This window comes from Arthrobacter sp. 9AX, from assembly GCF_902506095.1.
Classification (GTDB): Bacteria; Actinomycetota; Actinomycetes; order Actinomycetales; family Micrococcaceae; genus Arthrobacter.
This window is the reverse complement of record NZ_LR733293.1, coordinates 2155967-2176963: the sequence shown is the minus strand read 5'-3', so window position 1 is coordinate 2176963 and position 20997 is coordinate 2155967. Positions and strand designations below refer to the sequence as shown.

General features: G+C 65.8%; 19 protein-coding genes. 9 read left to right on the top strand and 10 right to left on the bottom strand.

From position 1 onward, the window contains the following. Positions 1–20: 20 nt before the first annotated feature. The 7 genes from BACI348_RS09955 to BACI348_RS09925 all read right to left on the bottom strand — a co-directional run bounded on the left by BACI348_RS09955 (position 21) and on the right by BACI348_RS09925 (position 6825). Positions 21–1028 (bottom strand): 5-oxoprolinase subunit C family protein, encoded by a 1008-nt coding sequence (locus BACI348_RS09955; protein ID WP_159825386.1) that lies wholly within the window; start codon positions 1026–1028, stop codon positions 21–23. Then, positions 1025–1750, bottom strand: a complete 726-nt coding sequence (locus BACI348_RS09950) for a 5-oxoprolinase subunit B family protein (protein WP_159825385.1) — start codon at positions 1748–1750, stop codon at positions 1025–1027. The genes BACI348_RS09955 and BACI348_RS09950 overlap by 4 nt, the downstream gene beginning before the upstream one ends. Before the next feature lies 1 nt (position 1751). Next, positions 1752–2540 (bottom strand): LamB/YcsF family protein, encoded by a 789-nt coding sequence (locus BACI348_RS09945; RefSeq protein WP_159825384.1) that lies wholly within the window; start codon positions 2538–2540, stop codon positions 1752–1754. Between the two features lie 309 nt (positions 2541–2849). After that, positions 2850–3665 (bottom strand): ABC transporter permease, encoded by an 816-nt coding sequence (locus BACI348_RS09940; RefSeq protein ID WP_159825383.1) that lies wholly within the window; start codon positions 3663–3665, stop codon positions 2850–2852. A gap of 2 nt (positions 3666–3667) precedes the next feature. Beyond that, the gene (locus BACI348_RS09935; protein WP_159825382.1) at positions 3668–4585 is read right to left on the bottom strand and encodes an ABC transporter permease; all 918 of its coding nucleotides are present in this window, start codon (positions 4583–4585) and stop codon (positions 3668–3670) included. After that, positions 4582–5670, bottom strand: a complete 1089-nt coding sequence (locus BACI348_RS09930) for an ABC transporter ATP-binding protein (protein WP_236557514.1) — start codon at positions 5668–5670, stop codon at positions 4582–4584. Before BACI348_RS09930 ends, BACI348_RS09935 begins: the two co-directional genes overlap by 4 nt. Positions 5671–5742: 72 nt before the next feature. Next, entirely contained in the window at positions 5743–6825 is a 1083-nt protein-coding gene (locus tag BACI348_RS09925) for an ABC transporter substrate-binding protein (protein ID WP_159825378.1), read from the bottom strand. 314 nt (positions 6826–7139) lie between these two features. On the opposite strand from BACI348_RS09925, the gene BACI348_RS09920 reads away from it, so the two are divergent. Then, positions 7140–8060 (top strand): LysR substrate-binding domain-containing protein, encoded by a 921-nt coding sequence (locus BACI348_RS09920; protein ID WP_159825376.1) that lies wholly within the window; start codon positions 7140–7142, stop codon positions 8058–8060. A gap of 617 nt (positions 8061–8677) precedes the next feature. Continuing rightward, positions 8678–10138, top strand: coding sequence for an HNH endonuclease signature motif containing protein (locus BACI348_RS09910; RefSeq protein WP_159825372.1), 1461 nt, complete (start codon positions 8678–8680; stop codon positions 10136–10138). 388 nt (positions 10139–10526) lie between these two features. On the opposite strand, the gene BACI348_RS09905 is transcribed toward BACI348_RS09910, so the two are convergent. Next, a complete protein-coding gene (locus tag BACI348_RS09905) occupies positions 10527–11204 on the bottom strand; it encodes a 4-carboxy-4-hydroxy-2-oxoadipate aldolase/oxaloacetate decarboxylase (RefSeq protein ID WP_159825370.1) in 678 nt (225 codons plus the stop codon). A 25-nt stretch (positions 11205–11229) separates the two neighbouring features. Beyond that, positions 11230–12438 carry an aspartate transaminase gene (locus tag BACI348_RS09900; RefSeq protein ID WP_159825368.1) on the bottom strand — a complete coding sequence of 403 codons (1209 nt, stop codon included), beginning with the start codon at positions 12436–12438 and terminating at the stop codon, positions 11230–11232. 231 nt (positions 12439–12669) lie between these two features. Between BACI348_RS09900 and BACI348_RS09895 the strand changes: the two genes are divergently transcribed. Together BACI348_RS09895 and BACI348_RS09890 are read left to right on the top strand one after the other, a co-directional pair. Further along, entirely contained in the window at positions 12670–13179 is a 510-nt protein-coding gene (locus BACI348_RS09895; protein WP_159825366.1) for a hypothetical protein, read from the top strand. A 47-nt stretch (positions 13180–13226) separates the two neighbouring features. Beyond that, positions 13227–13646: a universal stress protein gene (locus tag BACI348_RS09890; protein ID WP_159825364.1), complete on the top strand. Its 420-nt coding sequence runs from the start codon at positions 13227–13229 to the stop codon at positions 13644–13646. A 117-nt stretch (positions 13647–13763) separates the two neighbouring features. Here BACI348_RS09890 and BACI348_RS09885 read toward each other — a convergent pair whose 3' ends face one another. Beyond that, on the bottom strand, positions 13764–14405 hold the full coding sequence (locus BACI348_RS09885) for a GOLPH3/VPS74 family protein (RefSeq protein ID WP_159825362.1): 642 nt from the start codon (positions 14403–14405) through the stop codon (positions 13764–13766). Positions 14406–14549: 144 nt separating this feature from the next. Here BACI348_RS09885 and BACI348_RS09880 point away from each other — a divergent pair, with 144 nt between their 5' ends. The 5 genes from BACI348_RS09880 to BACI348_RS09860 all read left to right on the top strand — a co-directional run bounded on the left by BACI348_RS09880 (position 14550) and on the right by BACI348_RS09860 (position 20747). Then, entirely contained in the window at positions 14550–15458 is a 909-nt protein-coding gene (locus tag BACI348_RS09880; protein WP_442858496.1) for a MurR/RpiR family transcriptional regulator, read from the top strand. Between the two features lie 51 nt (positions 15459–15509). Continuing rightward, a complete protein-coding gene (locus tag BACI348_RS09875) occupies positions 15510–16469 on the top strand; it encodes an NAD(P)-dependent oxidoreductase (protein ID WP_159825360.1) in 960 nt (319 codons plus the stop codon). Positions 16470–16512: 43 nt separating this feature from the next. After that, the gene (locus BACI348_RS09870; RefSeq protein WP_159825358.1) at positions 16513–18060 is read left to right on the top strand and encodes an aldehyde dehydrogenase family protein; all 1548 of its coding nucleotides are present in this window, start codon (positions 16513–16515) and stop codon (positions 18058–18060) included. Positions 18061–18150: 90 nt separating this feature from the next. Continuing rightward, complete coding sequence (locus BACI348_RS09865) at positions 18151–19377, top strand: amidohydrolase (protein WP_159825356.1); 1227 nt, start codon at positions 18151–18153, stop codon at positions 19375–19377. Continuing rightward, positions 19374–20747: a DUF3100 domain-containing protein gene (locus tag BACI348_RS09860; RefSeq protein ID WP_159825355.1), complete on the top strand. Its 1374-nt coding sequence runs from the start codon at positions 19374–19376 to the stop codon at positions 20745–20747. The genes BACI348_RS09865 and BACI348_RS09860 overlap by 4 nt, the downstream gene beginning before the upstream one ends. Positions 20748–20997: the final 250 nt, after the last annotated feature.

Here is a 20997-nt window from a genome sequence, read left to right as displayed (position 1 = left end):
GGCGGGTGAAGCGAGGGTCTTTAGGTTCCGGCGGCGGGCACGGGTTGCTGCCAGCCCGGCTGGTTTCCGATGCCCAGGAGGGAGAACACTGTGCCGACGGTGGAACGCAGTGCTTCCAGTTCCCTCAGCGCCGCCCGGTGCTTCGCTGTGGCTTCGGGGACGGAGGTTTTGCGGAAGGTGATCTTGTGTCCGGGACGTGCTTGGGCCAGCACGTCCAGAGAGCGGCTGGTGACCACTGCCAGGACGGGATAGCCGGCGGTGACCCCGCGGCCGCGGTGCAGCACCAGGAGCTCATCCCGGGACGGCACCTCGATGGCGCCTACCGGGACGCCCCGGGACAGCACCTCCGCGGTGGTCTGGCGCTCGGGAAGTGCTCCGCCCAGCCGGAGGCCGATGTGGTTGCTCCGGCCGCTGACGGTGTATTCGGTGTTGTAGAGCAGGCTGGCGGTGTCGCCGAATTCCTCCACATCGGGGCCGTCAGTTACCTCCACCACCGCGGTGCTGTGGAATTCCGGCCGGGTGAGGCCTAGCCGGAACAATGGGAGGTCGTAGTACGGCTGGCGGATGGGCGGGACGCTGCGGTTGGTCTTCAGTTCGGTGCCTTCCGCCAGGCGCAGGCCGAAGCCGACGACGGTGTCCGGCGCGCAGCTGCCCAGGAGTACCGGGGCGTCCACTGAGCCGTGGACGGCGACGTAGGCGCGCAGGCCGCCGTCGATCCTTCGCAGCGCCACAGTCTCCCCGGCCCGCACGGATACCGGCTCCCACTGCTGGCATTCGCGCCCGCCCACCGTGAGGTGCAGCGGGGCGCCGGTGACGGCGATGAGGAGGTCCGTTGTGGCCTGCATGCGGAAGTCCAGCGCGGTGACTTCGAGCAGCGGGGCGTTGTCGCCGTTGCCGGCCAAAATGTTGGCGGCCCGGGCGGAGAACTGGTCCAGGGCACCGTTTACCGGCAGGCCGAACCGGGGTCCGCGGAAGCGTCCCAGGTCCGTGACCACGGAGTTGCCGGGCTGTTGGATGATCAGGCTCATCGCGCTGCCTCCAGCTTCCTGCCTGCGTACTGGGCGAAGTCTTCGGGCTGGATCTGGTGGAAGCGCAAGGTGTCGCCGGGGACGTAGGGAACCAGCGGTTCGCTTGCCGCATCCAGGACGGTGAGCGGGGTCTGGCCGATGACGCACCAGCCGCCCGGTGCCGCCGCGGGGGCGATCACTGCCTGCCGGCCGGCCACTGACACGGCGCCGGCGGGCACGGACAGCCTGGGATCCTTCAGGCGCGGCACCGGGAAGGGGAAATCGGGGCCATCCATCATGGGCGAGCCGGCCGGGGCGCCGAGGCAGCGGATCACGTAGGACTTGGTGGTATGAAGCTGAATGATTTCCTCGACGGTGAGCTGCTGCTGCTCCGCAACGCGCACCAGGTCCGGGCCGTACTCGCCGCCGTACACCACGGGAACGCTGAATTCGCGCGGTTCGCGGGCGGGGACGCCGGTGAACTCAAGCTGGCGCAGGCCCAGGAGGACAAAGGCCCGGACCTGGCGGGCGGAGGTGACGCCGGGATCGAATTCCACGAGCAGCGAGTCGTAGGTGGGCACTGCGCCGTGAACGCCGTCGGCACCGGCAGCGTCCAGCCACGCGGCGAGGGCGTGGACGGTGGCCCAGTTGGCTTCGCGGTCCGGGGAGGACGCGACGACGCGCAGGGCGGCGTCGCCGGATTCGAACACCTCCACGGGAGGCTGCGCTGGAGTGGCGGCCATGTCAGGCGGCTTTCGCTTTGGCGGCCAGGACCTGGCCGAGCGGGGCGATGGTGACGCCGGCACGCTCGAGTTCGGCGCGGACCTGGCGGGCCAGCTGCACGGCCCCGGGGGTGTCCCCGTGGAGCAGGATGGTGTCGGCAACGATCGGCAGGTCCGTTCCGGCGACGGTTTCGATGACGCCTTCGCAGACCATCCGGATGGTGCGCCCAACGATCGCTGAGGGATCGTGGATGACGGCGCCGGGGCGGCTGCGCGGCACCAGGGTGCCGTCCGCTTCGTAAGCGCGGTCCGCGATGCCCACAATGCCCACCGGGAGCCGGCGGGCAGTGGCGGCGTCGGCGAGTTCGCCGTCCTGTGCCAGGACGATGAGATCCGGGCTGATGCGGGCGGCGGCGTCAGCTACGGCTTCTGCGTAGTCTGTACGGGTGGCCACCAGGTTGCCGAGGCGGCCGTGGGGTGCAAGGTGTACGACGCCGGCGCCATGGTAGGCGGCGAAGGCGCTCAGGGCCCCGAACTGGTACAGGACGTCGTTGCGGACTTCGTCGGCGTTGAGGTCCATGGCGCGGCGGCCGAAGCCGCGCAGGTCCGGGAAGCTGGGGTGGGCCCCGATGCTGACGCCGCGGCGCACGCATTCGGCCACCGTGGCGTTCATGATGTCCGGGTCTCCGGCGTGGAAACCGCAGGCGATGTTGGCGCTGGTGACCACTTCGAGCAGGGCCGCGTCGTCGCCCATCGAGTAGGCGCCAAAGCCTTCTCCGAGATCTGCTACGAGATCAACTATGGGTCCCATGTGAGCCCTCCTGTGGGGTCTTGGCGCAGGCAGTGCCCTGAGGCTCAGCGTCTGCTGCCGGAAGCGGAAGTGGTGGGGACCAGCCGTGTGGGCTGCTGTCCCGTTGCCCGAATTACCGGGCTTGTAGAAAAAGTCTGACACCGGGACTTTGATCACACAAAGACGTAATAGGTGTCACGGGATAGGTGCCGGTTATGACCCACACCTGTCCTGGACGCAGTCCTGCCCGGTCCGCTTTTGCGGACCGGGCAGGACCATTTAGTTGTTGTGGCAGGGGCTGTCTCCGGGCAGCGCGGCTTGCCGGCGGCGTCAGCGGAGGGCTTTGCGGAGCCCCATGACGCGTTCGACGACCACCACCACCACGAGCGAGATCAGGATGAGGATCACGGACAAAGCCGCAACGGCGGCGTCGGCCGAGTTTTCCACGTACCGCAACACTTGCACGGGCAGGGTGGGCAAGCCGGATTCCGCCACGAACAGGGAGATAACGGCTTCGTCGAAAGAGACAATGAACGCGATGACACCGCCTGCGATGACGCCGGGCTGGATGATGGGCAGGGTCACGCGGCGGAAGACCGTCCACGAGTCGGCGCCAAGGATCCGGGCCGCCGCTTCACAGGACGTGTCCGTGGTTGCCAGGCTCATCAGGGTGGTCCTGATGACGAACGGGATGGTGATGGCCACGTGTCCGATGATGATGCCCGCGTAGGTGTTGGTCAGCCGCAGCGGGCCAAAGAGCAGGACCATGCCGAGCGCCAGGACGATGCTGGGGATCAGCAGCGGCGACAGGAAGAACGACTGGACCGCGCCTTTGGCCTTGAACTCGTAGCGGTCAAGGGCCAGCGCGGCCGGTACTCCCAGTGCCAGGACAATGACCGTCACAATGACGGCGACGATCAGGCTGACCCGCATGCCGTTCATGAACGTGCTTTCCTGCGGGAGCATCCCGTACCACTTCAGCGTGAATCCTTCGGGCGGGAAGGACAGGTACTGGTTGGAGGCGAAGGACACCACGAAGACGATCAGCAGCGGGGCCAGCAGGAACAGGTAGAGCAGGAACACGAGGATTCCAAAGGCCGGTTTCGCTGCGTTGAAGCGCGGCTTGAAGAGGGGTGCTTCATTCATGGCTAACCGCCGATCTTTCGCGTGAGGCGCTGGTACACGGCGATGATCAGGCCGAACAGGACCAGCAGGATGACTGACAGCGCAGCAGCGAAGGGCCAGTTCAGCAGCCCGGTGGTCTGGTCGTAGATCTCGGTGGCCAGGACCTGGACACTGCCGCCGCCGAGCAGGCGTGGCGTGATGAAGGTGCTGATGGACAGGACAAAGACCAGCAGGAACGCCGTCAGGATGCCGGGCAGGCTCAGCGGCAGGGTCACCCGGGTGAACACGTTGAACTTGCTGGCGCCCAGGGAACCGGCCGCCTCCTCAAGCTGCGGGCTGAGCCGGCCGAAGCCGGAAATCATGGCCAGGATGGCGTAGGGCATGAAGATTTCCACCAGGCCGATGGTCACGCCGGTCATGTTGTTGGTGAGCTTCAACGGCGTATCGATAATGCCCAGGCCTGTCAGTGAGGAATTGACCAGGCCGTTGGTGCCCAGAATGACCATCCAGCCGTAGGTGCGGACCACCGCGGAAGTCAGCAGCGGCGCGATGGCGATGGCCAGGAGCAGGCTGCGGTACTTGCTTTGGCTCCTGGCCAGGAACAGCGCCACCGGATAGGAGACCAGGACGCACAGGACGCCCACGGTCACACCCATTTGGAAGGTGTCCAGGGTGACCTTCCAGTAATACGGGTCAGTCAGCGGCTGGATGTAGGTGTCAAAGGTGAAGGTTTCCTCGATCACCCCGTCCGGTGCGCCACGGTTGAAGGACATTCGGACCATGTACGCCAGCGGGAAGACGAAGCTGACCAGCAGGCCCAACAATCCGGGGATGAGCAGCGCCAGGTAGGCGCGCCGGTTGCGCTTTTCTGTCGCCTTTTCGAGTTCTCCAGCTTCTGCCGGCCGAAGGGGTGTTTGCCCCGGCGCCTGCAAAGTGGTCATGATGCCGGCCCCTTGCCGTTCACTGGCAGGATGTAGGCATCCTCCGGGGACCAGGAGAGGTAAGCCGTGTCGCCCGGACGGGGCAGGTCGCCGCTGGACGTAAGCAGTTGGGTATTGAACGTCTTGCCGCCCACCTTTACGGCAACGGACAAGGCATCGCCGGTGTAGCTGACGCGCTCGATGGTCCCCTTGATGGCGTCCCTGTCAGCGGCGTTGGCCACCGTCACCTTGAGCCGGTGCGGACGGATCACCAGTTCGTGGCTGCCGGACAGTCCCGCGGAGCCGACCGCCCCGAACCCGCCCAGGCCTTCGATGTCCACCTTGTAGTGCGACTCACCGGCCCCGGCCGGTCCTACTTCGGAGACCACAGTGGCCTGCAGGAAGTTGGCCTGGCCGATGAAGTTGGCCACAAAGTGCGTGCGGGGGCGTTCGTAGACCTCGGTGGGCGAGCCGAACTGCTCGATCAGTCCCCCGTTCATCACCGCGATCCGGTCCGCCATGTCCAGTGCCTCATCCTGGTCGTGGGTGACGAAGAGGGTGGTGGCGCGGGTCCGCTGCTGGATGGACCTGATCTCCGTCCGCATCGTTTCGCGGAGCTTCGCGTCCAGGTTGGACAGCGGTTCGTCGAGGAGGAGGAGCGTGGGTTCCACTACCAGTGCGCGGGCCAGCGCGATGCGCTGCTGCTGCCCACCCGACAGTTCCCGGGTCTGGCGCTTGCCGAGGTGTCCGAGCTGGACCATGTCCAGGGCTGCGGCGACCCGCTTTTTCTGCTCCGCCTTCGGCGTCTGGCGCATTTGCAGGCCGAAGGCCACGTTCTGCTCAACGTTCATGTGCGGGAACAGTGCGTAGGACTGGAAGACCATCCCCATGCCGCGTTTGTTCACGGGGGTGTGGGTGATCTCCTTGCCGTCCACGGTGATGGACCCGGCGGTAGGATCCATCAGTCCGGCCACCATCCTCAGGGTGGTGGTTTTACCGCACCCGGACGGCCCCAGGAGCGCCACCAGGTGCCCCTCCTCCACCTGCATGTTCAGGCGGTCGACGGCGGGCTCCAGGCCTGCGGCGTATCGCTTAGTCAGATCCACGATCGACAGTTTTGTTTGACTCACGGTTCAGTTCTCCAGATGCGAAGGGAGGAAGGGGCGCCGGCGGGGCGGCTATTTGGTGATGATTTCGCGCTTCCAGGTGTCGGTCCACTTGTCGCGGGCCGAGGAGAGGAAGTCGACGTCGAGGGGGATGATGTTCAGCGAACCGTCGGTGGGCACCACACGGTCCTTTACATCGGCAGGCAGGTCGGCGTTCGTAACGGACGGGGCGTAGAAGAGTGCCTTGGCGAACGCACTCTGCGCTTCGGGAGACAGGGCGTAGTTGATGAACGTCTTGGCGGCCGCGGAGTGCGGTGCATCCTTGACCAGGTTGACCGTGTTGATCTGGTAGACAGTTCCCTCCTTGGGGAACGTCACACCCATCTTCTTGTTGCTCTGGTCGCTGTAGAACTGGCCGCGGGCGTTCTGGCCAAGCCCGAGGACCGTCTGGCCCGTGATCACGTTCTGGTACTCGTCCGGGTTAGGGGCGAACGTCTGCACGCCGGGCGCCATCTCCTTGAGCTTTGCAACTGCCTTGTCGGTGCCCTTGGTGTAGTCCTCGCCCTCCATCTTGGCCGTGATGGCCGTGAGTGAAAGTCCCAGCAGGGACGGCGGCGCGTTGACGTTGATCTTTCCGGCATAGGCCGGGTCCCAGAGAACATCCCAGCTCTCCGGCGCCTTGGGGAACGCGGCCGTGTCGTAGAGCAGGCCGACGGCGTCCACCATCGCTACAGGCCCGAAGCCGCCCTTGTCCCGGAACTTCTCGGGCACGTTGGCCAGGTTGGGGACTGCAGCCTCGTCCACTTTCTCGAAGAGTCCCTGCTTGTTGCCGGTAGTGGATACGGAATTGTCCATGATGGCTACGTCCGTGGCCGGGTTGCTTTTCTGCCCCTGGAGGGCGCTGAGCATCTCCGCAGAGGAGCGCTTCGAGGAGAAGTTGATCTTGATGTCCGGGTACTTCGCCTTGAAGGGTTCAATGACGGCAGCGGTGTACTGGTCCTGCCACACGCCGGAGTAGGCAATCAGGTTCACTTCACCCGATGTGGAGCTGCCGCTGCTGGCGGCCTCGTTGCCGCCCCCGCAAGCGGAGAGTGCCAGCACGGCGGCCGAAAGCGCGGCCATTGCTGCCATTTTGCCTTTGATTGTTGCTCGCATTTACCATCTCTTTCTAAAGAAGAACCCGGTTTAGGTGGCGGATCCTGGATGCTCCGAATTTATGGAGGGCATATTTCGGAAATGTAAAGGAAAACGTCCATTTCGGTAAACCCCACCTTTATGCAAAATGTATCTGACGTCATCGTGGAATTGCATGCCTGCCCAGGGGGTTAGAATGTACTGCTAGTGAAATAGCGTTCTGGGTTCAACCTAGTGTCAGAGATGTGGATCACACAAAGACCAGTTGCGTATCCCTCCATAGCATCCGGTTATGACCTTTCTGGGTTCAGGACGCCGCAGAGAGAGAAGGCGGCATGGATACGCGGAAGCTTGCGTACTTTGTGCAGATTGTGGACTCGGGGAGCATTACCAAGGCCGCGGCAGCATTGCACGTGGCTCAACCGGCCCTCAGCCAGCAGGTTTCGGCACTGGAGACGGAGCTGAAACAGCGGCTCTTGATCCGCAGCAAGCAGGGCGTGAAGCCCACTGCCGCCGGGCACACCCTCTACCGGCATGCCCAGTCCATCCTGCGCCTCGTTGACCAGGCCCGGGTGGATGTGGCCCGGTCCGGGGCCGCACCGTCCGGCCGGGTTTCCATTGCCATTGCGCCCTACAGCATGGCGTCCAGCCTGACGCCCCGCATCATCAGCGAAGTGGCCAGCCGGTATCCCGATATCACGCTGCACGTCACTGAAATCTATGGCGGCGTACTCAGCGAAGCCATCAAGAACGGCCGGCTGGACATGGCCCTCATCTACGAGCCCGGGCCCATCCGCGGCGTGCTGTTTACCACCATGATCGTGGAAGACCTGCACTTCGTGGTGAACGCCAACCGAGTCGACGTCAAGCACGAAAACGGTGAGATCTCCCTTGAGGAGGTGGCCCGCCACGGATTGTTCCTTCCCGAGCAGATCCACACCCTCCGGCAGACGGTGGAGGCTGGCTTCACCAGCAAAGGACTCAAGGTCCAGCTGGTGGGTGAAGTGGAGTCAGTTCCGTCCCTGGCCCGGTTGCTGCGGGCAGACCTGGGCGCCACCATCATGCCGAAGTCAGCGGCGGATGCGCTGTTCCACGAAGAGGACTTCCATGTGCTTCGGATTATGGATCCTGCGCTGCAGTGCAAGATCGCGCTGTGCACGCCGGACCACGATCCGCTTTCCGAGGCCGCGTCCGCAGTTCTCCTGGTACTGAAGGAAATGCTTCAGGAAATGCTCAGCACAAAATACGCCCGGTAGCGCGGCCATACCATCCTCTTATTGGGGCACGCATCATTCGTCTTAGCGCCCGGGCACCCCTGATCCTAAACTGAATTCATGGCCGGAATTTACGGCCGATACATTCTTTCAAGGATTGATTGGGAGCACGTTGTGAAAAAGATCAACACCCTCCGGAAAATATCAGGCCGAGGCCTGGGCTTAATGGCAAAAACTGGGTTCCACTGCCCCGCGAACGGTTTCTGGCGTCCGGAGGACCGTTCGATGGACCCCGTCTTTGTCTTCGAAGGCAGCATCATGCCGGCGGGCAGGAGCGGATCCACGGTTTGGCTCCTCGAAGACGCCGTGGTGGGCCCCCCGACCCACATGCTGCCGGCGCGGTAGCAGCACTTGAAAGGGGCGATCCCATCAGGGGGTTAGCCCGTCAAGACCCTGCCCGGTGGTTGAACCTGTCGAAACCCCGCCCGGTGGTTGAGCCAGCCGCCAGCCCCATCTGGTGGTTGAGCCGTCGACCCCCGGTGGTTGAGCCGGCCGCCTCTGGTGGTTGCCAGCCCCCTCTGGTGGTTCAGCTTGTCGAAACCCCAGCGCGGACCGAAACCTGCAGCCAAAATGTCGTACCCCCTTGTCATGATGGGTTTATGGGGAAAGCGGCGGTGGCGAAGGCGATTGAGGACATCAATGCCGCCCTTGCTGTGCTCACTGCCGAGGCGACGGGTGCTGGTCTGGAGCCGTTCTCTGCTGCTGATCCGTTGGCCGGGTTGGCGGATGGGTGCCTGGAGATCCTCACCGGCGCGGCCGGGGTCCAGGCCCGGGTGTCGGCAGTAGTGGTCAACGCCGTAGGGACGTACGCCGACAGGGCCCGGGTGGCGGCGCCTCCGGAGGCACCTGTGCAGGGACTGGAAATGGCGATCGCGGCGGAGATCGGAGCCCTCCTGTCCCTGAGCGGCCGGGCCGCCGGCGCGCTGCTGGCCCAGTCCCACGCCCTGACCATCTCCCTGCCCCGGACGCTGGCTGCCCTCGAAGCCGGGACCATCTCGTGGCAGCACGCCTTGGTCATGGTCGACGAGACCGCCACCCTCGACCCCTCCGGGGCGGCGGCCCTCGAAGCGCACTTCCTGGACCCGGACGTACCAAGACCGGCCACGGCAGCAGCGGTCGGGGAGATGCCGGCATACCGGTTCAAGGCCAAAGCCCGGACCTGGCGGGAACGTCACCACGCCGAATCCATTGAAAAACGCCACGCCAAGGGAGTCGCGGAGCGTCGGGTGGAATACCAGCCGGACCAGGACGGCATGGCCTGGCTCTCGCTGTACCTTCCCGGTGACACCGCCTGCGCGATCTGGAACCGTGTCACGGCCCTCGCCCGCGGACTCCAGGGCCCCGACGAACCACGCACGCTCACACAACTACGGGCCGACATTGCCACCGGCCTGCTGCTCACCGCCCCCGGTGCGGGCACCGCCCGCGACGGGGATAGCGCTGCAGACCTTGGAAAGGTACCTCCACCCAAAGCCGACGTGCTTGTCACCGTCCCAATATTCGCCCTGCTGGGCCTGACAGATGAACCGGCGCTGCTGGACGGGTACGGACCCATCCCACCCTCGATGGCCAGGGACCTCGTCGGCAACGGGGCTGGCTCGTTCTACCGGGTGCTCGTGGACCCGCGGGATGGGGCGCCGCTGGAAATCGGCCGCACCAGCTACCGCCTCACCAAAGCCATGAAAAAGGCGCTGCAGCTCCGGGACGGAAAATGCACCTTCCCCGGCTGCAACAACCCATCCCTGGACAACGAAGCCGACCATCTTCACCCCTGGCACCACGGCGGAACCACCGGAATCAGCAACCTTGGACAGCTCTGCCCCAAGCACCACCACCTCAAACACGCCACCAGCTGGAAACCCACACCCGCCAGCCACAATCAACCACCCGCCTGGACCTCACCCACCGGACGGCACTACAAAGCCGAACACCACGACTGGGAACCACCACACTGGCCACCCAGCCTCCTCCCCACCGGCGGCCCTCCGGACTTTATCTACGCCGGCCTCTCCCCCGGAGAAGAAGGACTCGAGCGGTTCCTGCATGCCCCGCCCGCCTGACCCAGCCGCGCTGCTGCGCCCGGCGGCATGCCCACCCGCCGGGTTGGGTTCCCGGTTCCGGGTTTCGACCAGCTCGCCACTTGGCATCGGGTTTCGGGTTTCGGGTTTCGGGTTTCGGGTTTCGGGTTTCGGGTTTCGGCTTTCGGCTTTCGGCTTTCGGCTTTCGGCTTTCGGCTTTCGACCAGCTCGCCACTTGGCATCGGGTTCCGGGTTCCGGGTTCCGGGTCCGGTGTTTCGGGTTTCTCCCAGCTCGTCCACCGGGTCCCCCGGTCCGGGTTCAAGCTCAGGCATGCAGCAAAGCCGCCGCAGGATGATGCCTGCGGCGGCTGCACTGGTACAGTATTGGTGCAGTATTGGCTTTGTTCCGGCGCTGTACTGCCTGGTGCTGCTAGGCCTGCTCGACCAACAGGCCCTTGGCCTTCAGGACGTCGGTCAGGTTGCACAGGTCGATGGTGGTGCCGCCGGCCTTGTACAGGCCGATGAGCTCGCGCTCGGCGTCGTCACGTTCCTGCGAGAGACGGATGACTTCCTCGATCTCGTTTTTACGGACCACCACAACACCATCCGCGTCGCCGCGGAGGACGTCGCCGGGGTAGATGATTTCGTCGCCGAACACCACGGGGTGGTTGATGGGGCCGATGGTTTCCTTGACGGTGCCCTTGATGGAGACGCTGCCGGAGAACACGGGCAGGCCCAGCTCAATCAGGTCTTGGGTGTCGCGGACGCCGGAGTCCGTCACCAGGCCGGCGAGGCCCTTGGCTGCCATGGCATTGCCGAGGACGTCGCCGAAGGTTCCGGCTTCCTCGTACTCCCCCGCCGCGGCCAGGATGACGTCACCAGGCTGTGCGTAGTGGATGGCCACCTGCAGCATGAGGTTGTCCCGGGGCGCACAACGGACGGTGGTGGCCGGGCCGCAGAAGGACATGGCCCTGTCGATGGGCTTGATCTTGGAGCTGAGGGCACCCTTGCGTCCCTGTGCCTCGTGGATGGTGGCCGACGAGAACTTTGCGAGCCGGCTGACGGCGTCCGCGCTTGGACGTTCGATGTTGGTTTTGACGTGGATCACGGCGTTTTTCCTTCGGTGGGTTGGATCAGTTGAGGGCCTGGACGGCCTTGTCTATGGCAGCGATGGATTCTTCGATGATGTCCAGGCTGGTGGCGTAGGAGATGCGGAAGTACGGCCCCAGGCCATAGGCCGATCCCTGGATGACGGCCACGGAGGCGGCCTCAAGCAGGTAGAGGGTGAAGTCCTGGTCGTCGCGGATGACCGATCCGTCCGGAGCTGTCTTGCCGATGACCCCCGCACAATTGACGTACGCGTAGAAGGCGCCTTCCGGCGTCGTGCATGACAAACCTTCGACGGCGTTGAAGGCTGCCACTGCCACGTCCCGCCTCTTGCGGTACACCTCGAGGCTCTCGCTGACGAAGCTCTGGTCGCCGGTGAGGGCGGCAACGGTGGCAGCCTGGCTCACGGAGGAAGGGCAGGACGAGATCTGGGACTGCAGCTTGTTGATGGCGGCAATCACCGGCCCTGGTCCGGCCGCGTATCCAAGCCGCCACCCGGTCATGGCGTAGGCCTTGGACACGCCGTTGACGGCGAGGATCCGGTCCTTCAGTTCAGGGGCCACCGCCACCAGGCTGGTGAGCTTGCCGTCGCCGAAGTAGATCTGGTCGTAGATTTCGTCGGTGAGGATGTAGACGTGCGGGAAGCCTGCCAGGACGTCGGCGAGCGCCCGGAGTTCCGCCGGTGAGTAGACGGCGCCGGTGGGGTTGGACGGTGCGTTGAGGATGACCCACTTGGTGCGCTCCGTCAGGGCAGATGCCAGTGCCTCGGGCGTGAGCTTGAACCCCACGTCCTCGCCGCAGGAGACCACCACGGGTGTGCCGTCATTGGCCAGCACCATGTCCGGGTAGGAGACCCAGAAGGGGGCGGGAACGATCACTTCGTCGCCGTCGTCGAGGGTGGCCATGAAAGCGGTGTAAATGACCTGCTTGGCGCCGCCACCGATGGTGATCTCGGCCGGGGTGTACCGGAGGCCGGTGCGCTGTTCGACGGTCTGGAGGATGGCCTTCTGCAGGGCGGGGGTGCCGGTGACGGACGTGTACTTCGTTTCGCCGCGGTTGATGGCCTCGACGGCTGCGGCCTTGATGTGCTCCGGGGTGTCGAAGTCCGGCTCTCCGACGGTGAGGTCGAGGATGCGGCGTCCTTCGACCTTAAGCTCACGCACACGGGCCGCGGCGGCCACGCTGGCGGAAGACTTGATGCGGGACACCCGCGATGCAGGTACAAATTCAGACATGGTCTCTTCCTAGGGAGTCAGCAGCGAGCGGTACTGGTTTCCTTCGACCCTAGGGAAGTCCGGCGGGTATGGATAAGACCAATAGTGCGTGGACGGATAAGCGTCCCTTATGGCTGGCAGGCCCACAGTTTCCGGTTATGGCTCCACTCACAATTGGTATTTCCGCGCGCCGTGCCCTGCTGCCTAGCCTCATAGGTGGCCCATCCGGCAGTATCCAACCGAGGAGTGATCTTGGCCGTTACGCACCAGACCGACGCCGGCTACTACCGCTACCGCGGCGCACCCAAGCCCGACAAGGCGGGCATCCAGGCGGAAAAGATCCGGAAGCTGCTGAAAGCGAACCGGCAGCGGCTTGCCTTCAATTCGAGCAGTAGCCGCCCGCTGTCCGCACGGCTGAACCAGCACATCGCGCAGGCGCTCCGTGACGGAATGAAGGTCACCCGGCTGGCCCAGGCTGCCGGGGTTTCGCGCTGGACCATCCGCACCATCGGCCTGACGTTTGACGATCTGCTCCCGTCCGGCCAGCCGGCTGAGCAGCAGCTCGCCGTTATTGCCGGGCTGAAGTCCGAGCTCGCTGAACTGGAGGAATCCAGGGCTGCCCTTGAGGAACGGCGGTTGAACCTCCTGGCCTCCGCCCGCAGGCTTGGCGTGATGGACGACTTCGAACTCGCCGCCCTCAGCGGGCTCCAAAGCGAGGCCATCCGCAAAATGACATGGGGTTTGCAGGCACAGGTTCTCTAGACTGGCACATGAACGCCAAATGACGGATACCAGTAAAGGAGCAACACATGAGTGACGTAGTAGTTGTAGGTGTTGACGGCAGCGAGTCGGCCAGGAAAGCCGCCGAGGCCGCACGGGACCTGGCGGCGTCGCTGGGAGCTGCACTGCACGTGGTGACCGCCTTCGAGACCGAGAGCGCCGAGACGTTCGGTGTCGGTTCGGACAGGGTGCGGATCTCGAACGCCGACGCCGCCGAGATAGTTGCGGACTCCCTGTCCAAGTCAGGGCAGGTGCCCATTACCTACTCGGCCGCCCGGGGCAAGCCGGCTGATGCCCTGATCAAGGAAGCCATCCGCCTGGACGCGCGGGTGATTGTGGTGGGCAACCGCAGGATGCGCGGCATCGGCCGGCTCCTGGGCAGCGTCGCCAACAGCGTGGCACACAACGCCCCCTGCGACGTCTACATCGCCAACACCTACGACGACTGACCCCCCTTTCGGGAGAAGGAAGCGGACGACGACGGGATCTCCCGCCGTCGTCCGCTTTCGTTAAGTGCGCATCACCTGCGCCGCCGTCACCCAGGCCCGCAGCACACTCTTCAGCCGCTAGGTTGCGGCTTCGGCCTCCGCCAGCGTGATCATGCGGATTTCCTCGGCCACGGCGTGCGAGGGCCAATGGCTGTTGGCCAGTTCCCTTGCCCGGTGGCGATCAGCATCGGGAAACAGCTTCTCCAGTAACCCCGTCACGTGCAGCAATCCGATCAAGGCCGTGGTCCTGGCGTTGGGCGTTCCGCTGCCCAACCCGGCCTCGGTTTCCTTGAGCAGCGCCGCCTTCGGGGCATGGTCCTGCTCCGGGTACCTCGTGATCCTGAACAGGCCAAGGCGCTTTTCGCCCACGTGCTTCACAATTCCCCGCACCGCCATACCCTCGTAGATCCGCCGCACTTCTTCACGGCTCTCCAGCATGGACACCCAGCGGTGGGGAGTGTGCGGCCGGGACTTATGCCGGATGAGCTCCAACTGCGGATCGAAATCGGACCCGGCTGCGGTGTCGGTGGCCCGGACGTGTTTATTGCCCTGCAGTTCGATCGCGCCCAGCAGGTGCAGTTCCGCCAGGATTGCCCCGGCCACGCCGGCCTGGAGAACGGGCTGGGCCACTTCAGGCTCGCCGTTGGTGTCGTTGGTTGCGAGAAGGAGGAATGCCTGGGGCAGGTTCAGCTCCCCGGACTTGGGAGATTCAGCGTCCATACTGCAATCGTCCCGCTGGCGGCGCAGTACCACAATGAGGATTTACCTCCCGGTAACAGAAACGGCTGGCCGCAAGGCAAATTGCAGAGTAGTTTTAATGCAATCAGCCTTGCAGAGTGATCTGCGTTACAGAACAGGTCCCCCTTGAACACGAACGCCCCAGAACTGGAAGCCGCCGCGCCTCAAACACCCGGCATCAACGGCGCCGCCAACAGTTCCCGGGCCTGGCTCGGCGACGCGATCCCGGACGTTCCCCTCACCAAGGCACAAAGCCGCGTGGTGGACGTCATCGCCCGCAATCCGCAGCTTTCTTCCTACGCGGACATCGCCGAAATCGCCCAGCGCGCCGACGTCAACAACTCCACTGTGGTCCGCGCCGCCCAGCACCTGGGCTACAGCGGCTGGCCGGACCTGCAGCGCGAACTCCGCTCCCGCTACCTCGTGATGATCTCCACCGAAGACACCCTCACGGAGCACGGCGAACACCGCAGCCCGCTCCACGACGCCCTGAACCACGACATCGAAAACCTCCGCCTGACGCTCGACTCCAATACCGCGGACGACGCCGAGGCCGCCATCGCGGCGATGGCAGCCGCTACGTCCATCACCGTCGTCGGGATTGGCTCCTTCGCCGGGCCCGCCAGCGTGATGGCCCACCTCGGCTCCACCATGGGGTACCCCATCAGCCTTGAAAACCGGGGCGGCGTCCACCTCGCTTCCAGCACCAATACGCTGGGCCCGGGCGACGTGCTGGTGGTCATCAATATGTGGCGGTCCGTCCGGCAGGTCATCGTGGCAGCCGAAGCCGCCAAGGCCGCAGGGGCCACAGTCATCGCCATCAGCGACATGCGCCGCGGCCGCCTGGCCGCCGCCGCCGACCACCTGCTGGTGGTGGCCTCGGAAGGCATCTCCTTCTTCCAGTCCGTCACCGCCGCAAACTCCCTGGTCTACGGCCTGCTCGCCGGCATGGAGGCAGCCCACGCTGAGCGGAGCCGGGCCGCCATCCGCCGCACCCAGCAGCTGTGGAAAGACCTCGACATCTACCTCGACTGACGCTGTCACCCCCCAAGCACCCCTCTGCGTACCAACCCCAGGAGCACTTCCATGAATGACCAAATCGACCGCCGCATAGCCGTCATCGGCCTCGGCGCCATGGGCGGAGCCATGGCCGCAACCCTGCACAAAGCGGGCTGGGAGGTCACCGGCTTCGACCCCTTCGACGCGGCAAGGGCCGCCGCAGAGGAAGCCGGCATCACCACCACCGCGGACCTCGCGGACGTCGCCGGCACACCCTATGCCGTCCTCTCCCTGCCCGCCGCCGGCATGGTGGAAACCACCGTGCCCCAACTCCTCGAAGCGCCGGGAACCGTCGCCATCATCGACACCACCACGTCCGAACCGGGCACCAGCAAGAACATGGCGGAACTTGCCCAGGCGCAGGGCGCGGCCTTCGTGGACGCGCCGGTCTCGGGCGGCCGCGACGGCGCCGCAACCGGTTCACTGAGCGCCTTCGTTGGCGCCACGGACGAAGCCCTCGCCGCGGCCGGGCCCGTCCTGCTCGCACTGACCGGCGGAAAGTACAGCCACATCGGCGGCCCGGGCAGCGGCAACGTGGTCAAGCTCCTCAACAACGTCCTCGCGGCGGCCAACCTGGTCTCGGTGGGCGAGGCGCTGGGCGTGGCCAAGGCCTACGGCATCGACCCCGCCAGAGCGGCGGCCAGCATCAGCAACGCGTCCGGCGGCAGCAAAGTCTCCGCCGCCATGTACCCCAACTGGGTGCTCAGCGGCACCCACGATTCCGGCTTCTCCCTGGGCCTGATGGCCCGCGACGCCGCACTCGCCGTGGAAGTCGCCCACCAGATCGGTGAGAACCCTTCGCTCCTGGCCGCCGTCGCCGGCCAGTGGCAGGACGCCCTCGCCGCCCTCGGCCCGAAGGCGGACTTCACCGAAATCGCCCGTACCGTGGCCCCCGCCATCACCCCCGCCGGCGCCGCGCCTGGCACCCCGGACACAACAGCACCGAGCGCAGGCGCCACCACCGCCGTCACCTCAGCAAAGCACTGAGAGCTTCAGACATCCAGCTCCCCAGCCCCAAAGGACCACCACATTGAGCATCACCTCAACACCAACTTCCTCGTCGGCAGCCACCGCCAAAACCGTCCTGGACGCGGCCTTCCCGTCCGGCCTCGGCGCCTTCGTTGACGGCAGGGTAGTTACCGGCAGCGGCGAGTCCATCACTCTCACCGCGGCGGCCACCGGCGAACCCTTCGCCACCTACGCCGATCCCGGTGCCGAGGGCGCCCACGCCATCCTGGAAAGCTCGACGGCGGGTGCGAAGGTTTGGGGCGGACTGAACGGTTTCGAACGGGCTGCCATCCTCCGCAACGTCAGCCGCGCAGTGGAACAGCACGCGGAAGAACTGGCCATCCTCGAATCCGCCACCACGGGCAAGCCCATCCGTGACGCCCGGGTGGAAGCCGCCAAGGTGGCCGAAATGTTCGGCTACTACGCCGGCTGGGCGGACAAACTGACCGGCCAGACCATCCCCGTCCCCGGCAACTGGCACACCTACACCGAGCGGGTGCCGTGGGGCGTCGTCGTCGCCATCACTCCCTGGAACGCACCGATGTTCACGGCTGGCTGGAACTCCGCCGCCCCGCTCGCGGCCGGCAACGCTGTGATCATCAAACCCAGCGAATTCACCCCGGCGTCCTCGGTCCGGCTGGCCCAGATCGCGCACCAAGCCGGGCTGCCCGCCGGTGTCTTCAACGTGGCCGCAGGGCTGGGACAGACCGTGGGCGCCGCCCTCACCACCGACAGGCGCGTGGGCAAGGTCAGCTTCATCGGCTCCGTCCCCACCGGACGCCGAGTCGCCGTGGCCGCCGCCCAGGCCGGGATCCCCGCCCTGCTGGAACTGGGCGGCAAAAGCGCCAACATCGTGTTCGCTGACGCGGACCTGGACCGTGCTGCCGACGGTGCCATCTCGGCCATCTTCTCCGGTGCCGGCCAGTCCTGCGTCGCCGGGTCCCGCCTCCTGGTGGAGCGCAGTGTGCACGCCCGGTTCGTGGAACTGGTGGCCGCGAAGGCAGCACGCCTCCGCGTGGGCGATCCCCTTAGCGCTGACACCGAGGTGGGCCCCATCATCACCGCCCAGCAGTTCGCCACCGTGACCACACTCATCGAGGCAGGAATGAACGACGGCGGGCGCAGGGTCACCGGGGCCGCGTTGCCGGAGTCCCTGGCCGGGTCCGCCCTGGCCGGCGGGCACTGGGTGATGCCCACCCTCCTCGACGGCGTGACCCCGGCCAACCGCCTGGAAACCACCGAGGTCTTCGGACCGGTGGTGGGCGCTGACGCGTTCGACACCGAAGCCGACGCCATCGCCCGGGCCAACAACACCAGCTTCGGCCTGGCCGGTGCCGTCTGGACCTCAGACGTGTCCCGCGCGCACCACATTGCCCGCGAGGTGAAGGCCGGGACGTTCTGGATCAACTCGTACAAAACCATCCACGTTGCGGTTCCGTTCGGCGGCTTCGGCGATTCCGGCCACGGCCGCTCCTCCGGCCCGGGCGTGCTGGACGAGTACACCCAGGCCAAGGCCATCTGGGTGCCAACCCGCGCCGCCGGGTCACCCTTCCCGTCCCTGTCCTACTAGGCACTGTCCTACTAGTCACTGTCCTACTGGAACCCTGTTCCACTCAGCCCAGACCCACCACCAACTGCGTACCCGAAAAGGCAGATGCCCATGGAACTGACCAACCCAACCCCCGCCCTGGCGGCCCTCCGCGGCGCCCTGGCAGACGGCGTCGACCATTGGAGACCCCGCGTCCAGGCACTGGCGCAGGAAATCCACGCACTCAAGGAGATCTCCTTTGAGGAGGTGCGTTCGGCAGAAGCGATTGCCGCCCTGCTGGAGGAAGCCGGATTCGAGGTGGAACGCGGCACCTCAGGCCTTCCCACCGCTTTCTCCGCGAGCGCCGGGACCGGCGACCTGACGGTGGCGCTCTGCGTGGAATACGACGCGCTGCCAAACATTGGCCACGCCTGCGGGCACAACCTGATCGCCGGCGCCTCGGTGGCAGCCGCCCTCGCCCTCCGCCCCTTCGTGGACGAGCTGGGCATCACGCTGAAGGCCATCGGCACCCCGGCCGAGGAGCACGGCGGCGGCAAGGCGCTGATGCTGGAACGTGGAGCGTTCGACGGCGTGGGGCTGGCTCTGATGGTCCACCCGGTCCAGGACGGACTCACCTACAACCCGGCCGGAACCAGTGCCCAGGCCGTCGGCAGGTACAAGGCGACGTTCACGGGCAAGGCAGCACACGCTGCGGCGGCCCCGCACCAGGGCGTCAACGCCGCCGACGCCGCGGTGCTGAGCCAGGTGGCCATCGGCCTGCTCCGGCAGCAAATCCCCAGTGACCACCGGATCGCCTGTTTTGTGGCCGAGGCCGGGCACGTCACCAACATCATCCCCGAGAAGGCCGTGGTCCAGTTTGAGTGCCGGGCGTTCACCCTGCCGGAGTACCACGCCCTGCACCAGCGCGTCCGGAACTGCTTCGAAGGCGCCGCGCTGGCCACCGGAACAACGCTGGTCATCGAGGAGGCAGAGCCGCTGTACGAACCGCTGCTGCAGGACGACGCCCTCGCAGCGCACTGGACCGGCGCGATGGACGCGTTCGGTAAGGACACGTCGCGCTCCTCGGGCCTCAGCGGAGGCTCCACCGACATGGGCAACATCTCCCAGGTCATACCGTCGCTGCACCCCTGGCTGAGCATTCCCGGTGCGGACGTACCCATCCACTCGCACGCGTTTGCTGCGCTTGCGGACACCCCGGCGGCCTACGGCGTGATGTTCGAGGCAGCCACAGCGCTGGCCTGGACAACCGCCGGGGCTGCCTCAACCCCCACCGAACGCGAACGCTTCATCAACGCTGCGTACCGCCGTCGTACTTTCACGCAGGAAGGCACATCATGAGCACCACCAAAACAGCCCGGGTTGAGAAAGCCGGGACCAAGCTGACCATCCCGATTGCCGCGCTGGCACTGGTGATCGCGCTGGCGGTCCAGTTCATCGGGCAGGCGAAGATCGACCTGGGAATCGGCGCCATCATCATCTTCCCCATGGTCTGGGGCCTGATCCTGGGCCTGCTGGTCTCGGTCCAGAAGTTCAAGCCCCTGGGCCTTGACCTGCAGCGGGTGGCGGCCGCCCTGGTGGGCGTGGCCGTGCTGCTGCTCGTGGCCCGGCTGGCGTTCAACATCGGTCCCAGCCTGCCCAGCCTGATCAAGGCCGGGCCCGCGCTGCTCCTCCAGGAAGTAGGTCACCTGCTTGGCACCATCGTGCTGGCGCTTCCGCTGGCCGTGCTGCTGCGGATGGGCAAGGCCACCGTGGGTGCCACCTTCTCACTGGACCGCGAGCCCTCCTTCGCCATGGTGTCCGAGAAGTACGGCCCGGACTCGGACCAGTACCGCGGCGTGCTGGCCATGTACGTGTTCGGCACGCTGTTCGGCGCCGTGTTCATCACGCTGCTGACCTCGCTCGTGTCCAACTGGAAGATCTTCGATCCGCTGGCCCTGGCCATGGGCGCCGGCGTGGGGTCCGGCTCCATGATGGCGGCGTCGGCAGCCAGCATCGTGGCCGCCTACCCGGCCGATCAGGAAGCGATCCTGGGCATGGCCGCCGTGTCCAACCTGATCACCACGGTGCTGGGCGTCTATGTGGGCATCTACATCGCACTGCCGCTCGCCGACCGGTTCTACAAGGTCCTCACCCGCAAGCAGACCGCCCGGGAAGAAGCAGCCGTAACGGCCGGCGCCCCCGCCGCCCGCACCGCCGCCGACATCGACCGCGAGGCCGCCCAAGCAGAGGAAAACCGCCGGTTCCGCGAGCGCGTTGCCGAGTCCTCCGCGGCCATCAAGCTGCCGCTGTGGCTATCCCTCTCCGTCCTCACCGTCCTGGGCATCGGCACCGCGTCGGTGGCGGCGAAGGGCTTCAGCCTCACCATCGTGGCCGGGTACGCCATCATGCTGGCGTTGGTCCTGGTCAGCATCGTGCTGGCGAAGCTCACCCGGAAGATCTCGGCGATCGTCTTTATCACCACCATCGGCGCGTACATCTCCAGCCCGTGGTTCTTCGGGGCCGAAGCGTTGAACGCGGCCGTTAAGACGGTTGACTTCCTGTCCATCGCCACCGTGATGCTCACCCTGGCGGGCCTGTCGCTCGGCAAGGACATCCCGCTGCTGAAGAACATCGGCTGGAAGATCATCCCGGTCGGTTTGGTCGCGATCACGGCATCGTTCCTGCTCTCCACGGTGATCGCGGAGTTCGCCCTCGGCCTCTGGCACTGAGTCCCCCGGAGTTTTTGAGGCCTGGGCAAAAGGAAGCGGACGACGGCGGGCAGCACCCGCCGTCGTCCGCTCGCTTTAAGCAGGTTCGGGTTAAGCGGGGGTGCGGGCCACCTGGACCACCGGTATGACTTCGACAAGCCATGCGCCCAACACGGCCAGCGCACTAATCCAGGTTGTTCCCTGCCGTTTCAGGCCCGCACGGTCCTGTCACCTTGAGGGCGTCAGACGTTGGCCCTTCGTTTGAACCAGC

Coding starts and splice junctions, on each gene's coding strand:
- BACI348_RS09955 (WP_159825386.1), bottom strand. CDS start 1,028: ATGAGCCTGATCATCCAACAGCCCGGCAACTCCGTGGTCACGGACCTG.
- BACI348_RS09950 (WP_159825385.1), bottom strand. CDS start 1,750: ATGGCCGCCACTCCAGCGCAGCCTCCCGTGGAGGTGTTCGAATCCGGC.
- BACI348_RS09945 (WP_159825384.1), bottom strand. CDS start 2,540: ATGGGACCCATAGTTGATCTCGTAGCAGATCTCGGAGAAGGCTTTGGC.
- BACI348_RS09940 (WP_159825383.1), bottom strand. CDS start 3,665: ATGAATGAAGCACCCCTCTTCAAGCCGCGCTTCAACGCAGCGAAACCG.
- BACI348_RS09935 (WP_159825382.1), bottom strand. CDS start 4,585: ATGACCACTTTGCAGGCGCCGGGGCAAACACCCCTTCGGCCGGCAGAA.
- BACI348_RS09925 (WP_159825378.1), bottom strand. CDS start 6,825: ATGCGAGCAACAATCAAAGGCAAAATGGCAGCAATGGCCGCGCTTTCG.
- BACI348_RS09920 (WP_159825376.1), top strand. CDS start 7,140: ATGGATACGCGGAAGCTTGCGTACTTTGTGCAGATTGTGGACTCGGGG.
- BACI348_RS09910 (WP_159825372.1), top strand. CDS start 8,678: ATGGGGAAAGCGGCGGTGGCGAAGGCGATTGAGGACATCAATGCCGCC.
- BACI348_RS09900 (WP_159825368.1), bottom strand. CDS start 12,438: ATGTCTGAATTTGTACCTGCATCGCGGGTGTCCCGCATCAAGTCTTCC.
- BACI348_RS09890 (WP_159825364.1), top strand. CDS start 13,227: ATGAGTGACGTAGTAGTTGTAGGTGTTGACGGCAGCGAGTCGGCCAGG.
- BACI348_RS09885 (WP_159825362.1), bottom strand. CDS start 14,405: ATGGACGCTGAATCTCCCAAGTCCGGGGAGCTGAACCTGCCCCAGGCA.
- BACI348_RS09875 (WP_159825360.1), top strand. CDS start 15,510: ATGAATGACCAAATCGACCGCCGCATAGCCGTCATCGGCCTCGGCGCC.
- BACI348_RS09865 (WP_159825356.1), top strand. CDS start 18,151: ATGGAACTGACCAACCCAACCCCCGCCCTGGCGGCCCTCCGCGGCGCC.
- BACI348_RS09860 (WP_159825355.1), top strand. CDS start 19,374: ATGAGCACCACCAAAACAGCCCGGGTTGAGAAAGCCGGGACCAAGCTG.